Raw genomic sequence first — 13,409 nt, forward strand, 5'->3', positions numbered from 1 at the left:
ACCAGCGGAATCGGCCGGGTCTCGAGCTCACTCGCTGTAACGTCGTTTAGGTGCGTACCGAACAAAACCTCACCCGTCTGGACCGGGTGTTCGCCAGGCTCGACCGGGAGCCGGAACGACCGGCCCACATCGATGTGCCGAAGATGAGCAGGCACCGGGTCGCGCTGTTCCTGGCGACCCTGGCCTTCTATCTGGCGATCGTGTGGCTCGTGGTGATCACCTCGTGGCTGGTCCGCCTCGACTGGCTGGTCATGTTCTTCCGGCCGTACCAGCAGTGGTCCGGCATCCACTGGTTCGTCGACTACTACGTGGTGCTCGGCCAGCGCGGTCCGACCGCCGTGATGGTCGCCGCCTGGCTCGGCTGGAGATCGTGGCGGCAGCACACCCTGCGCCCGCTGCTCACTCTCGGCGCCTCGCTGCTGCTGCTGAACCTCACCGTCGGGGCCGCCAAGCTCGGCATGGGCCGGCTCGGACCGCACTACGCGACCACCATCGGCTCGAACGAGATGGGCCTGGGCGGCGATATATTTCCCAGCGGCCACACCGCCAACGCGGTCGTGACCTGGGGAATCCTGGCGTATCTGGCCTCCACCCCGAGGGCCCGCCGCTGGCTGTCCGCGCTCTCCGCGGTGACCTCGCTCGGCGTCGGCCTCGCCACGGTCTACCTCGGCACACACTGGCTCAGCGACGTGGTGCTCGGCTGGGCCGCGGGTCTGCTGATCCTGCTGGCGCTGCCCTGGTGCGAGCCGCTGATCGCCCGCGCCGAGGTCGCGATCTTCGACCTGCGCGACCGCTGGCGCGACCGCCGCGCCGGTACGGCACCGGCCCCCGCTCCGGCCTCGCCCGTCGCCGTGCCCGTGCCGTTCGCCTCGGGCGCGCCGGCCCAGGAGGAGGCCTCCACGGCCCGCGAGCCGGCGCAACCGGCACGTCCGCCGCGCGCGCCGGTCCATCTGGCGCCGGGCCCGCACACGACCCGCTCGGAGCGCACCCCGGTCACCCCGGTCGGCAGCCGCAGGCCACCGCACGCAGACCGCCTCCCGCGCGGTGCCGCGACCTCCGCGGCCCGACCGCTGACAGGCGGCTGACCTCCCCGAACAGCGGGACCCCGGTACGCACAACCCGGTTCCGCACCCGAAGGCCCCGGTTCCCGAAGACGGGAACCGGGGCCTTCGCCGTGCGCGCCCGGCCTCTCCGGGCGCCTCAGCCCTTCCAGGCGCGCGCCACCAGCCCGTCGCTCACCTCGAAGTTCAGCCGGCCGAAGCGGTACTCCATGGTGATGATCGTCCCGGGGGCCAGCTCACGCACCGTCGACCACCCCCGTTCGCGCGCGAGCCGCTCGGCCCGTGCGGCCTCGAGGCCGACGTATCCGTCCGGATTGTCCTGGGGCTCCGCTGGCGGAGTGGGATTCGGTGCCATACCGCCACGCTAGGCGGCGAGCCCCGCCCCGGGAACCCCGGGCCGGCGATACGGATCACTCCGGTCACACTTCTGTCACAGGACCACGACATGCGTTTCGGTCGAAATCACTCACACGGACGAGCGGTTCCGTGCGCCTTCCGCGCGAATTCGAACGCAATTCCTGCGTGTCGCCCGACCGCCTCCGATAACCCGTCGGAAAGTTCGCAAGGTACCGTCCCAGGACCCCGCCGCATTACGATTCCGTGCGGAATCGCGGGAGCTGACCGCTCATAGGAAATACACGGCTCCCCCACACATCCTCCGTACGCACCCGGGACGTCGGCGGGCCCGGGACAGGGCGGACGAAGGGGCGAGCGAGCGATGGGGACGCAGACCGTGGCGGCACGAACCGGGGACATCGGTCACCGAGGCCGTGGCCGTGTGGTCGTCGACTGGCTGACCACCACCGACCACAAGAAGATCGGCCACCTCTATCTGATCACGTCCTTCGCCTTCTTCCTCGTCGGCGGGATCATGGCGCTGCTGATGCGGGCCGAACTGGCCCGGCCCGGGCTGCAGATCGTGGACAACACCCAGTTCAACCAGCTCTTCACGATGCACGGCACGATCATGCTGCTGCTGTTCGCGACCCCGTCCTTCGCGGGCTTCGCCAACGAGCTGATGCCGCTCCAGATCGGCGCCCCGGACGTGGCCTTCCCCCGGTTGAACATGCTCTCGTACTGGCTGTTCCTGTTCGGCGGGCTGACCGTGCTGGGCTCGCTGCTGACCCCGGACGGCCCGGCCGCGTTCGGCTGGTTCGCCTACGCGCCGCTGAACAGCCGGCAGTACTCGCCGGGGATCGGCCCCGACCTGTGGATCATGGGCCTGGCCCTGGCCGGCTTCGGCACGATCCTCGGCGCGGTCAACTTCATCACCACGATCATCGGGATGCGCGCGCCCGGCATGACGATGTTCCGGATGCCGATCTTCACCTGGAACACGCTCTTCACGTCGATCCTGATCCTGATGGCGTTCCCGGTGCTGGCGGCCGCGCTGCTGGTGCTGGAGGCGGACCGGCGGTTCGGTTCGCAGGTGTTCGAGGCGGCCAACGGCGGGGCGCTGCTGTGGCAGCACCTGTTCTGGTTCTTCGGACATCCCGAGGTGTACATCATCGCGCTGCCGTTCTTCGGGATCATCACGGAGATCATCCCGGTCTTCAGCCGCAAGCCGATCTTCGGCTACCTCACGCTGGTCGGCGCGACGATGGCGATCACCGGCCTGTCCGTCGTGGTGTGGGCGCACCACATGTTCGTCACGGGCGCGGTGCTGCTGCCGTTCTTCTCCCTCATGAGCTTCCTGATCGCCGTCCCCACGGGCGTGAAGTTCTTCAACTGGACCGGGACCATGATCAAGGGCTCGATCTCCTTCGAGACCCCGATGCTGTGGGCGACGGGCTTCCTGGTGACCTTCCTGTTCGGAGGCCTGACCGGAGTGATCCTGGCGTCGCCGCCGATGGACTTCCACGTCTCCGACTCGTACTTCGTGGTCGCCCACTTCCACTACGTCGTCTTCGGCACGGTGGTCTTCGCGGTCTTCGGCGGCTTCTTCTTCTGGTGGCCGAAGTTCACCGGGAAGCTGCTCGACGAGCGGCTGGGGAAGATCCAGTTCTGGACGCTGTTCGTCGGCTTCCACACCACGTTCCTGGTGCAGCACTGGCTGGGCGCCGAGGGCATGCCGCGCCGGTACGCCGACTATCTCGCCGCCGACGGGTTCACCGCGCTCAACACCGTCTCGACGATCGGCTCGTTCCTGCTCGGCCTCTCCACCCTGCCGTTCCTCTACAACGTCTGGAAGACCGCCAGGTACGGCACGAAGGTGGAGGTCGACGACCCCTGGGGCTTCGGCCGTTCCCTGGAGTGGGCGACGTCCTGCCCGCCGCCCCGGCACAACTTCACGACGCTGCCGAGGGTCCGCTCGGAGGCCCCGGCGTTCGACCTGCACCATCCGAGTCACGCGGCCGAGATCCCGCAGCCCGAGCCAAAGCGCCATCAAGCCGGTCACGGGCCGTCCTGATCGCCTCGATCAGCTCCACGGGCTCCAGCACCTCGAACTCGAAGCCCGCCATCATCACGTGGATCACCATCACGTCGAGGCTCGCGGCCCCGGTGCGCAGCACACAGGCCCGGTCGCCGTCGGGCTCCAGTGTGCCGGCCGAGGGCGAGATCCGTTCGGCGGCCTCGGCCAGCGGCACGAACAGCCGGACGGTGGCCCGGGTGGCGTACGCGCGCGTCGAGACGCCTCGCGAGACGTACGCGGCGAGGTCCTCGGCGGGCGGCTCGCGCGGTGCGAAGCGCGGCCCGTGCGGCGGCCTCGGCGTGAGGCGGTCCACCCGGAACGTGCGCCAGTCGGCGCGGTCGAGGTCCCAGGCGACCAGGTACCAGCGGCGCTCGGTGCACACCAGGCGGTGCGGTTCGACGGTGCGGCGGCTCGCCGTGCCGTCGTGCCCCCGGTAGTGGAAGCGCAGGCGTTCGGCGTCCCGGCAGAGATGGGCGAGCTCGGTGAGGACGGCCGGGTCCACGGCGGAGGACCGCGGGCCGCGCAGCATCGGCACGGTGAAGGCGTTCAGGGCGCCCACCCGGCGCCGTAGCCGGTGCGGCAGCACCTGCTCCAGCTTCGCCAGGGCCCGTACGGAGGTCTCGCCGATGCCCTCGATGCCCTGCCCGGCGGCCGTCCGCAGCCCCACCGCGACGGCGACGGCCTCGTCGTCGTCCAGCAGCAGCGGCGGCAACTCGGCGCCCGCGCCCAACTGGTAGCCGCCGCCGGTGCCGGGGCTGGCGTTGACGGGGTAGCCCAGTTCGCGCAGCCGGTCCACGTCCCGGCGCACCGTGCGCGAGGTGACTCCCAGCCGGTCGGCGAGTTGGGCGCCGGACCACTCGCGGTGGGCCTGGAGCAGGGAGAGCAGGCGCAGCAGTCGGGCGGAGGTCTCCAGCATGCGCCCAGTGTGTCCCACGAGGTGGGTGGGCCCCACCCGGCCGTCCCGCCGGATGGGGTCACCGCGTCCCGGAGGGGGACGGCTCAGAGCGTGAGGCGCTGTCCGGGCACGATCAGGTCGGGGTCGCCGCCGACGACGGCCTTGTTGGCGGCGTAGACCCGCTGCCAGGTCAGCCCGTGGCTGGTCGCGATGGTGCTGAGGGTGTCGCCCTCGCGGACGGTGTAGTCACCACGGCCGGTACCGCGCGAGGTCTGGGCCGTCGAGCGCTCCGGCGCGTTCGAGGAACCCGGCTGCGAGGAGTTCGAGGAGCCGGACTTCGAGGAGCCGGACTTGGCGGAGCTCGACTCGGCCGAGGACGATCCCGCCCCCGGTGCGCTGCCGGACGCTCCGGCGCGCGCCGAGCAGGTCGGCCACGCGCCCCACCCCTGGGCGTTCTGCACCTTGGTGGCGACGGAGATCTGCTGTGCCTTGCTGGCCTTGTCGGCGGTCGACGCATAGGCGGTGCCGCCGTACGCGCGCCAGGTACCGGCGGAGAACTGGAGCCCGCCGTAGTAGCCGTTGCCGGTGTTGATCGACCAGTTGCCGCCGCTCTCGCACTGGGCGATGCGGTCCCACACCCCGCTGTCGGCCGCCGTGGCGTTGCCGGTCGCACAGAGCAGTCCGAGGGGGGCGAGCAGGATCGCCCCGGCGAGGACCGCCGTCTTGCGCGACGAGGTGCGGGTGTGGATATCGGCACATTCGGACATGTGGATCCCTCTCTACGGACTCGGGCTCCCCCTGACCGGGGCGTGTCGGCCGCGCAGGGACGCGGTCGTCACGCCCGGCCCGTCCGCCGGCGGTGATGCTGCGCGATATCTGGCTCTGCGCGGCCGGCGGACGTACCCGGGCGGTGCTCGTTGCACACGGCGGAGCAATCTAGGCAGCTGACGGTCCGTTATCAACCAACTTCCTGTTGTCCCAGGCCAGTTGGTGGTTACCGTAGGTAGCGGTGAAATCAGGCCACCTACTTCGCTCCCTCATTTCCTGATTTGTCGACCAGGGCCCCACGCGGACTGTGAGTCAGCTCACCGGATCAACTTCCGTGACCTCTCCGTTACTTGGCATGGAGTGGCGGATTCCGCACGCATCGTGACCGTGCGCGCAGGTCGGTTCGATTCCGTTCGCCTTCCAGCGTGACCCTGGCCACAGATCGCCCGTTGTCTTCTTCATGAGCCGGGGACCCACCCGGACCACGAGCCGGGGGCCACCCGCCTCGCCCACGCACCGCATCCGAGGGAGTCACCCGTGCCGCGCATGCTCGACGTCAGCGACGAGGTACGCGCCGAGATCGGCAACGAAGAAGCCGACCGGCTGCTCGCCGGAGACAACGCCCCGGGCAGTTACGACTGCACGTCCTGCCGCACCCCGGGCGACTCCGCGAACGAGCGCACCAGCACCGTCCTGTTCATCGGGGACGAGACCGCCGTTCTCGCCTTCGCCCACTCCACCTGCCTGCCCTCGCAGGTCGTCCAGGTCACCGAGGAGCAGCTCCAGGGCGCGGTCCGCTCCATCAACGGCGACACCGTCGACCTGGACCCCGGCAAGGTCGCACCCGAGCAGGCGGTGCTCGGCGTCACCAGCGGACTCGTCCTGATCGCCGGGGAGTTGCACCCGGCCCTGGTCGTCGAGCCGACCGCGCCCATCGTGCGGCCCGGCACGACCGGCGCGGGCGACGACTTCCTGCCGCTCCTCATCGAGCAGGGCTTCATGCCGCTGTCCGAGCTGACCGAGGTGCCGCCGGTGCAGCACGGCTGGTCCGTGCTGCTCGCGATGGGCCAGCTGCACGCGGTGCTCCAGCCCTCGGTGAACGGCGGGCAGCCGGTCGCCTGGTGGCAGGCACACCAGCCGTTGCAGGTGACGGAGGGCTGGCGGGCCGCCGCCAACAAGCACCAGCAGGTGCTGATGTTCGCGGCGCCGGTGGGTTCCATCGGGCGTCAGCCCCGGGAGGACCTGCTGCGGGACGCGCTGGACAAGGCAGCGGCCAATGGACAGCTGGTCGGAGCGGCACTTCCGCTCGCCGGCACCTGAGTTCACCCACCGGGCGGGACCGCGGCCGTACGGCGACCGAAAGGCCGTCCACGGACGCGGCCCCGCGCCGACCGAGGCCGCCTGCCGAGCCGCATCTCTTCCCGTGCCGCGTCGTTTGGACATACGTGCACACCTACGACGTTCCCCGCCGCCCGTCCTTCCAGTCGATCCCGTCCGCGCGACCGGCTCAGGACGCGTCCGGCGGCCCATCGGCCACGCCGATCTACGACGCGCTCTACGCCGAGTACGTCAAGGCGTTCCGTTCGCTGCCCGGCGACCGCATCGGCGAGGACGAACTGGGGTTCACCGCCTTCGGGAACATCCCGCACCACACGGGTTCCTACCCGGCGCCCCGCCCGGGGTCGTTCAGCAGCTCCTACAGCGCCTACAGCGCGGGGGCGCAGAGCGCGCGGGTCGGGCAGCAGTCCCAGTGGCAGCGGGTCGGGCAGCTCGGCCAGCAGGCCGCGCCGACCGCGATGCACCACGTCCCGGCGGCGCTCCCGCCGGCCCCCCGCAGGTCCTTCTGATCACTGATCACGACCGGAGGGCGGCACCCGTCACGGGTGCCGCCCTCCGGTCGTGGTGCCGTTACTTCTTCTTGGAGCCGCGCTTCTCGCGCACCCGCACCGAGATGTGGATCGGGGTGCCCTCGAAGCCGAACTCCTCGCGCAGACGGCGCTCGACGAAGCGCCGGTAGCCCGCCTCGATGAAGCCGGAGGCGAAGAGGACGAAGCGCGGGGGCTTGGTCCCGGCCTGGGTGCCGAAGAGGATGCGCGGCTGCTTGCCGCCGCGGACCGGGTGCGGGTGGGCGGCGACCAGCTCGCCCAGGAAGGCGTTGAGACGGCCCGTCGGGACGCGGGTCTCCCAGCCGGCCAGGGCGGCCTCGATCGCCGGGACCAGCTTCTCCATGTGGCGGCCGGTGCGCGCCGAGACGTTCACCCGGGGCGCCCAGGCGACCTGGGCGAACTCGGTCTCGATCTCCCGCTCCAGGTAGTAGCGGCGCTCCTCGTCGAGGGTGTCCCACTTGTTGTACGCGATGACGAGGGCGCGGCCCGCGTCGACCGCCATGGTGACGATGCGCTGGTCCTGGACCGAGATGGACTCGGAGGCGTCGACCAGGATGACCGCCACCTCGGCCTTCTCGACGGCGGCCGCGGTGCGCAGCGAGGCGTAGTAGTCGGCGCCCTGCTGGAGGTGGACGCGCTTGCGGATGCCCGCCGTGTCGACGAACTTCCAGGTCACACCGCCGAGTTCGATCAGCTCGTCGACCGGGTCGCGGGTGGTGCCCGCGATCTCGTTGACGACTACGCGGTCCTCGCCCGCCACCTTGTTCAGCAGCGAGGACTTGCCGACGTTCGGGCGGCCGATGAGCGCGATGCGGCGCGGGCCGCCGACCGCGGTGCCGAAGGTCTGCGCGGGGGCCTCCGGCAGCGCCTCCAGGACGGCGTCCAGCATGTCGCCGGTGCCGCGGCCGTGCAGAGCGGAGATCGGGTGCGGCTCGCCGAGGCCCAGGGACCACAGGGCGGCCGCGTCGGCCTCGCCGCTCATGCCGTCGACCTTGTTGGCGGCCAGCACGACGGGCTTGCCGGCCTTGCGCAGCAGCCGTACGACCGCCTCGTCGGTGTCGGTGGCGCCGACCTTGGCGTCGACGACGAAGACGACGGCGTCGGCGGCCTCGATCGCGTACTCGGCCTGCGCGGCCACGGAGGCGTCGATGCCGAGGACGTCCTGCTCCCAGCCGCCGGTGTCGACGAGCTTGAAGCGGCGGCCCGCCCACTCGGCCTCGTAGGTGACGCGGTCGCGGGTGACGCCCGGCTTGTCCTCGACGACGGCCTCGCGGCGGCCGATGATCCGGTTCACCAGGGTCGACTTGCCGACGTTCGGGCGGCCGATGACGGCGAGCACGGGCAGCGGCCCGTGGCCCGCGGCCTCGATCGCCCCCTCGACGTCCTCGACGTCGAAGCCCTCGACGGCGGCGAGCTCCATGAACTCCGCGTACTCGGCGTCGCCGAGCGCCCCGTGATCGTGCTCGAAGGCTTCCGAGCCGTCGGGCTGGATGTGGTCGTTCATGAAGTCCGTACCTCGTCGTTCATTCGTGGTGATCGGTGGAACAGCCGTTTTGTTCGGGTTGATCCACTACTCGGTATTCAGTGTCGCTCAGCGCCCGGTCAGGCGCCTGGCGTTTTCCAGGTGTGCGGCCAACTGCTTCTGGATGCGCTCGGTGGCCGCGTCCAGTGCCTTGCGGGTCCGCAGCCCGCTGCCGTCGCCCGCGTCGAACGGTTCGCCGAAGACGACGTCGACGCGGGAGCGCAGCGGGGGCAGTGCCTTTATCAACCGTCCGCGCCGTTCGGAACTTCCCAGCACGGCGACGGGCACGATCGGGGCCCCGCCGCGCACCGCGAAGTACGCGAGCCCGGCGCGCAGGGCGGCGAAGTCCCCCTCGCCACGGGTGCCCTCCGGGAAGATCCCGAGGACCCCGCCGTTCTCCAGCACGCCCAGCGCACGGGTGATCGCCGTCCGGTCGGTGGTGTCGCGGTCGACCTTGAGCTGACCGATGGCGGTCAGGAACGGGTCCAGGGGGCCGATGAACGCTTCCTTCTTGATCAGGAAGTGCGTCGGCCGCGGTGCCACGCCCATCACCATCGGACCGTCGACGTTGTGCGAGTGGTTGATCGCGAAGATCAGCGGGCCGCTCGCCGGCACCTTCCAGGCGCCGAGCACGCGCGGCTTGAACAGCCCGTACATCAGGCCGACGCCGATGCGCCGCCCGACCTCGGCGCCCTTCTCCGAGGGCACGGACGCGGTGGTCACTTCGCGGCCCGCTTCTCCTCGACGAGGGTGACGACGCACTCGACGACCTGGGCCAGCGTCAGCTCGGTGGTGTCCACCTCGACGGCGTCGTCCGCCTTGGCGAGCGGGGAGGTCTTGCGGGAGGAGTCGGCGGCGTCCCGCTTGATCAGCGCCTCCCGGGTGCTGTGGACGTCCGCGCCCTTCAGCTCGCCGCTGCGCCGGGCGGCGCGGGCCTCCGGAGAGGCGGTGAGGAAGATCTTCAGGTCGGCGTCGGGCAGCACGGTCGTGCCGATGTCCCGGCCCTCGACGACGATCCCCCGCTCGGTGGAGGCCGCCAGCGAGCGCTGGAGCTCGGTGATCCGGGCCCGCACCTCGGGTACCGCGCTCACCGCGCTGACCTTGGCGGTGACCTCCTGGGTGCGGATCGGGCCGGCCACGTCGACGCCGTCCACCGTGATCGTCGGGGCGGCCGGGTCGGTGCCGGAGAGGATCTCCGGCTTGCCGGCGACGTCGGCGATCGCCGTGGGGTCCTCGATGTCGATCCCGTTGGTCACCATCCACCACGTGATCGCCCGGTACTGGGCGCCGGTGTCCAGGTAGCTCAGCCCCAGCTGGGCGGCCACGGCCTTGGACGTGCTCGACTTGCCCGTGCCGGAGGGGCCGTCGATGGCGACAATCACGGGCTGGGCGGCGCCGTTTTCCACGGGGGGACACCTTCCTGGTGCGAGGCGGTGGGTGTGCGGGACGCGACCGCGCCCCGCACAAGGTTACCGGCCGCGCGTCACTCGTCCGGCCGGTACCTGGTCCGCGCCGGGTACCCGGGCCGCGCGGCGCCCTACTGCCGGATCGCCCAGCCCCTCTCGCCGAGCGCCGAGGACAGCACCACCGCGGACTTCGGCTCGACCATCAGCTGCACCAGACCCGCCTGCTGCCCGGTCGCGTGCTCGATGCGCACGTCCTCGATGTTGACGCCCGCCTGTCCGGCGTCGGCGAAGATGCGGGCCAGCTGACCGGGCTGGTCGTCGATGAGCACCGCCACCACCTCGTACGCCCGCGGAGCGGCCCCGTGCTTGCCGGGAACGCGGACCTGGCCCGCGTTGCCGCGACGCAGCACGTCCTGCACGCCGTCGGCGCCCTCGCGGCGCTCGGAGTCGTCGGAGGACTGCAGGGCGCGCAGGGAGCGGACCGTCTCCTCCAGGTCTGCGGCGACGTCGGTGAGCAGGTCGGCGACCGGACCGGGGTTCGCGGACAGGATGTCGATCCACATGCCGGGGTCGGAGGCGGCGATCCGGGTGACGTCCCGGATGCCCTGCCCGCACAGCCGTACGGCGGCCTCCTCGGCGTGCTCCAGACGCGCCGCGACCATGCTGGAGACCAGGTGCGGCATGTGCGAGACCAGCGCAACCGCGCGGTCGTGGGCGTCCGCGTCCATGACCACCGGGACCGCACGGCAGTGCGAGACCAGCTCCAAAGCGAGGTTGAGCACCTCGGTGTCGGTGTCCCTGGTCGGCGTCAGCACCCAGGGGCGGCCCTCGAAGAGGTCACCGGTCGCGGCCAGCGGGCCCGACTTCTCCCGGCCGGACATGGGGTGGCTGCCGATGTACGCCGACAGGTCGAGGCCGAGCGCCTGAAGCTCACGGCGCGGCCCGCCCTTCACGCTGGCCACGTCGAGGTAGCCGCGGGCCACCCCGCGACGCATCGCGTCGGCGAGCACAGCGGCCACGTGCGCGGGCGGCGCGGCGACGATCGCGAGGTCGACCGGCCCCTCGGGCTCCGCGTCGGTGCCGGCGCCGAGCGCCGCCGCCGTACGGGCCTGCCCGGGGTCGTGGTCGGCGAGGTGGACGACGACGCCCCGCTGGACCAGGGCCAGCGCGGCGGACGTGCCGATCAGCCCGGTGCCGATGACGAGCGCGGTCCTCACTGGGCGATGTCCCTGCGCAGGGCGGCAGCGGCCCCGAGGTAGACGTGGTTGATGTCGGCGCGCGCCTTGTCGGACTCGACGTGCGCCAGGATGCGCACGACCCGCGGCATGGCGCCCGCGATGTCGAGTTCCTGGGCGCAGATCAGCGGCACGTCGACGATGCCGAGCTTGCGGGCCGCGGCCGCCGGGAAGTCGCTGTGCAGGTCGGGGGTGGCCGTGAACCAGATGCTGATCAGGTCGTCGGCGCCGAGCGAGTTCCGCTCCAGGACGGCGGTGAGCAGGGCTCCGACCTGCTCGTCCATGTGGCCGGCCTCGTCCCGCTCGAGTTGGACGGCTCCCCGGACCGCTCGTACCGCCACGGCGCTGCTCCTTGCTGACGTACCGACTGCCGACTACGGCTCCTGACGCAGCCAGCCTAGTCAGCGCGCGCCAGTCCGGTGCGCGCCGCCCGCGTGCCGAGACGAGAACGCCTCCGTACGCCCTTTACGGCGGGTGCCGCCTGCGCTCTCATGGCAGTCTGACGGCAGGACACCCGCATCGGGGAAGGCCCGGCATGAAGCGTCCAGGACCCCTGCTCACCCTTCTCGCGGGACTGGTGCTCGGCCTGTTCCTGCTGACGCTCGACGCGACGACGGGGACGAAGACCGCCTCGTCCTCGTACGAGGAGAAGTCACCGAGTCCGACCCCCGCCCGGAGCGCCGCCTCGACCGCGCCCACCCCCGCTCCCTCCCCCTCACGGGTCCCGGCCGCCGACGCCGACTACGCCGGCCGCACGGACGACGACGCGGCGGCGATCGCCGTCACCGTCCGCGACGGCAAGGCGATCGCGTACTACTGCGACGGCCGCACCCAGGAGTCGTGGCTCAAGGGCGACGTGGAGGACGACGGCACACTGCGGCTCACCGGCGAGCACGGCGCGAGACTGGACGGCACGCTCGAGGACGGCAAGCGCGTCGAGGGCACGGTCACCGCGGGCGGCGGACGGCACGCCTTCTCGGCGGACCGGGCGACGAAGCCGTCCGGGCTGTGGCGGGCCACGGCCACCGTGCGCTCCGCGAAGATCGACGGCGGCTGGATCGTGCTGAAGGACGGCACCCAGGTCGGCGTCCTCACCCGCGACGGCAAGCCCTCCCCCGCGCCGGCCATCGACCCGGACACGGGCACGGTGACGGTCGACGGACAGCAGCTCACGGCCCGCCCCGCCACGCCCTGACCCCTTCGAGCAGGGAGCCACCATGACCGTCGACCCGAACGCCGCCACCCAGGGATTCCCCGGCCCCGCGCGGCGCGGCCCGCACCCCGCCCGCTATCTGGTCCCGGCGCTGGTCGCCGCCGCCGTGGCACTCGCCCTGGGCGTGTACGGCAAGGTCCACGACCCGGCCGGGACGGCCTTCAACCTGGCCGGCTTCAGCAGCACGGGCGCGGTCAAGTCCTGGCTGGCGACGGCCGCGATGTTCTTCGCTCTGGTCCAGCTCGTCTCGGCCGCGATGCTGTACGGCAGGCTGCCGGGACCCGCCTGGTCCGGCACGCTGCACCGCTGGTCGGGTCGCGCGGCCTTTCTGATCGCGGTCCCGGTTGCGGTGCACTGCCTGTACGCGCTTGGCTTTCAGACGTACGAAACGCGCGTCATGTGGCACTCCCTCCTGGGTTGCTTCTTCTTCGGCGCATTCAGTGCCAAGATGCTGCTGCTCCGTTCGGAGCGACTCCCCGGGTGGCTGCTGCCGATCGTCGGCGGGCTCGTCTTCGCCGTACTCACGATCATCTGGCTGACCTCGGCCCTCTGGTTCTTCCGCACGTTCGGAGTGACGACATGACCCTCCCCGCGACACGGCGCACGGTCCTCCTGGCGACGGGCGGCGCGGCAGCCGTACTCGCCACGGGCTGCGGCGAGTACGGCAACGGGGACGACTCCTCGTCCCAGCAGTCCCCGAAGGCCTCGGCCGGCCAGGAGCTGGCGAAGACCACCGACATCCCCGTCGGCGGCGGCAAGATCTTCGCGGCGGAGAAGGTCGTCGTCACCCAGCCGACGAAGGGCGACTTCAAGGCGTTCTCCGCGGTCTGCACCCATCAGGGCTGCACCGTCGGCAGCGTCGCCGACGGCATCATCCACTGCCCGTGCCACAAGAGCGAGTTCCGTATCGCCGACGGCTCGGTGGCCGGCGGCCCGGCGCCGAGTCCGCTGCCGGCGGAGCAGATCACCGTCGAGGGCAGCTCGATCAAGCTGACCTGAACCCTTGCCGG

At 71.4% G+C, this 13,409-nt stretch carries 14 protein-coding genes and 1 pseudogene; 7 read left to right on the plus strand and 8 right to left on the minus strand.

What is annotated here, in order from left to right:
• Positions 1-50 precede the first annotated feature (50 nt).
• Positions 51-1,085 (plus strand): phosphatase PAP2 family protein, encoded by a 1,035-nt coding sequence (locus QQM72_RS31640; protein ID WP_314224264.1) that lies wholly within the window; start codon positions 51-53, stop codon positions 1,083-1,085.
• Between the two features lie 115 nt (positions 1,086-1,200).
• Here QQM72_RS31640 and QQM72_RS31645 read toward each other — a convergent pair whose 3' ends face one another.
• On the minus strand, positions 1,201-1,416 hold the full coding sequence (locus QQM72_RS31645; RefSeq protein WP_314224265.1) for an I78 family peptidase inhibitor: 216 nt from the start codon (positions 1,414-1,416) through the stop codon (positions 1,201-1,203).
• 363 nt (positions 1,417-1,779) lie between these two features.
• On the opposite strand from QQM72_RS31645, the pseudogene ctaD reads away from it, so the two are divergent.
• Positions 1,780-3,351 (plus strand): annotated as a pseudogene (gene ctaD / locus QQM72_RS31650) (aa3-type cytochrome oxidase subunit I); the annotation flags it as partial.
• Here the strand turns inward: ctaD and QQM72_RS31655 are convergent.
• On the minus strand, positions 3,350-4,390 hold the full coding sequence (locus QQM72_RS31655) for a helix-turn-helix transcriptional regulator (RefSeq protein WP_314224267.1): 1,041 nt from the start codon (positions 4,388-4,390) through the stop codon (positions 3,350-3,352). The pseudogene ctaD and the gene QQM72_RS31655 sit on opposite strands and share 2 nt — an antisense overlap.
• Before the next feature lie 83 nt (positions 4,391-4,473).
• Positions 4,474-5,136, minus strand: a complete 663-nt coding sequence (locus QQM72_RS31660; RefSeq protein ID WP_314224268.1) for a LysM peptidoglycan-binding domain-containing protein — start codon at positions 5,134-5,136, stop codon at positions 4,474-4,476.
• 538 nt (positions 5,137-5,674) lie between these two features.
• Between QQM72_RS31660 and QQM72_RS31665 the strand changes: the two genes are divergently transcribed.
• Both QQM72_RS31665 and QQM72_RS31670 read left to right on the plus strand, forming a co-directional pair.
• Positions 5,675-6,457, plus strand: a complete 783-nt coding sequence (locus QQM72_RS31665; protein WP_314224269.1) for a hypothetical protein — start codon at positions 5,675-5,677, stop codon at positions 6,455-6,457.
• 125 nt (positions 6,458-6,582) lie between these two features.
• Positions 6,583-6,984, plus strand: coding sequence for a hypothetical protein (locus QQM72_RS31670; protein ID WP_314224270.1), 402 nt, complete (start codon positions 6,583-6,585; stop codon positions 6,982-6,984).
• A 61-nt stretch (positions 6,985-7,045) separates the two neighbouring features.
• Here QQM72_RS31670 and der read toward each other — a convergent pair whose 3' ends face one another.
• The 5 genes from der to aroH all read right to left on the minus strand — a co-directional run bounded on the left by der (position 7,046) and on the right by aroH (position 11,527).
• The gene (der, locus tag QQM72_RS31675; RefSeq protein WP_314224271.1) at positions 7,046-8,527 is read right to left on the minus strand and encodes a ribosome biogenesis GTPase Der; all 1,482 of its coding nucleotides are present in this window, start codon (positions 8,525-8,527) and stop codon (positions 7,046-7,048) included.
• Positions 8,528-8,614: 87 nt separating this feature from the next.
• The gene (locus tag QQM72_RS31680; protein ID WP_314224272.1) at positions 8,615-9,268 is read right to left on the minus strand and encodes a lysophospholipid acyltransferase family protein; all 654 of its coding nucleotides are present in this window, start codon (positions 9,266-9,268) and stop codon (positions 8,615-8,617) included.
• Positions 9,265-9,951 (minus strand): (d)CMP kinase, encoded by a 687-nt coding sequence (gene cmk, locus QQM72_RS31685; protein WP_314224273.1) that lies wholly within the window; start codon positions 9,949-9,951, stop codon positions 9,265-9,267. Before cmk ends, QQM72_RS31680 begins: the two co-directional genes overlap by 4 nt.
• Before the next feature lie 131 nt (positions 9,952-10,082).
• Positions 10,083-11,168, minus strand: a complete 1,086-nt coding sequence (locus QQM72_RS31690; protein WP_314224274.1) for a prephenate dehydrogenase — start codon at positions 11,166-11,168, stop codon at positions 10,083-10,085.
• Positions 11,165-11,527, minus strand: a complete 363-nt coding sequence (gene aroH, locus QQM72_RS31695) for a chorismate mutase (protein WP_020128171.1) — start codon at positions 11,525-11,527, stop codon at positions 11,165-11,167. Before aroH ends, QQM72_RS31690 begins: the two co-directional genes overlap by 4 nt.
• A gap of 194 nt (positions 11,528-11,721) precedes the next feature.
• Here aroH and QQM72_RS31700 point away from each other — a divergent pair, with 194 nt between their 5' ends.
• The 3 genes from QQM72_RS31700 to QQM72_RS31710 are packed head-to-tail and all read left to right on the plus strand — an operon-like array spanning position 11,722 to position 13,398.
• Positions 11,722-12,381, plus strand: coding sequence for a hypothetical protein (locus QQM72_RS31700; protein WP_314224275.1), 660 nt, complete (start codon positions 11,722-11,724; stop codon positions 12,379-12,381).
• Positions 12,382-12,403: 22 nt separating this feature from the next.
• Positions 12,404-12,982 (plus strand): DUF6529 family protein, encoded by a 579-nt coding sequence (locus QQM72_RS31705; protein WP_314224276.1) that lies wholly within the window; start codon positions 12,404-12,406, stop codon positions 12,980-12,982.
• Positions 12,979-13,398, plus strand: coding sequence for a Rieske (2Fe-2S) protein (locus QQM72_RS31710; protein ID WP_314224277.1), 420 nt, complete (start codon positions 12,979-12,981; stop codon positions 13,396-13,398). The genes QQM72_RS31705 and QQM72_RS31710 overlap by 4 nt, the downstream gene beginning before the upstream one ends.
• Positions 13,399-13,409 lie beyond the last annotated feature (11 nt).

This window comes from Streptomyces zaehneri (assembly GCF_032248645.1).
GTDB classification, from domain to species: domain Bacteria; phylum Actinomycetota; class Actinomycetes; order Streptomycetales; family Streptomycetaceae; genus Streptomyces; species Streptomyces coriariae.

Excerpts from the sequence above, each read along its gene's own strand:
- QQM72_RS31700 (WP_314224275.1), top strand. The coding sequence starts at position 11,722 with ATGAAGCGTCCAGGACCCCTGCTCACCCTTCTCGCGGGACTGGTGCTC.
- der (WP_314224271.1), bottom strand. The coding sequence starts at position 8,527 with ATGAACGACCACATCCAGCCCGACGGCTCGGAAGCCTTCGAGCACGAT.
- QQM72_RS31710 (WP_314224277.1), top strand. The coding sequence starts at position 12,979 with ATGACCCTCCCCGCGACACGGCGCACGGTCCTCCTGGCGACGGGCGGC.
- QQM72_RS31655 (WP_314224267.1), bottom strand. The coding sequence starts at position 4,390 with ATGCTGGAGACCTCCGCCCGACTGCTGCGCCTGCTCTCCCTGCTCCAG.
- QQM72_RS31705 (WP_314224276.1), top strand. The coding sequence starts at position 12,404 with ATGACCGTCGACCCGAACGCCGCCACCCAGGGATTCCCCGGCCCCGCG.
- QQM72_RS31660 (WP_314224268.1), bottom strand. The coding sequence starts at position 5,136 with ATGTCCGAATGTGCCGATATCCACACCCGCACCTCGTCGCGCAAGACG.
- QQM72_RS31645 (WP_314224265.1), bottom strand. The coding sequence starts at position 1,416 with ATGGCACCGAATCCCACTCCGCCAGCGGAGCCCCAGGACAATCCGGAC.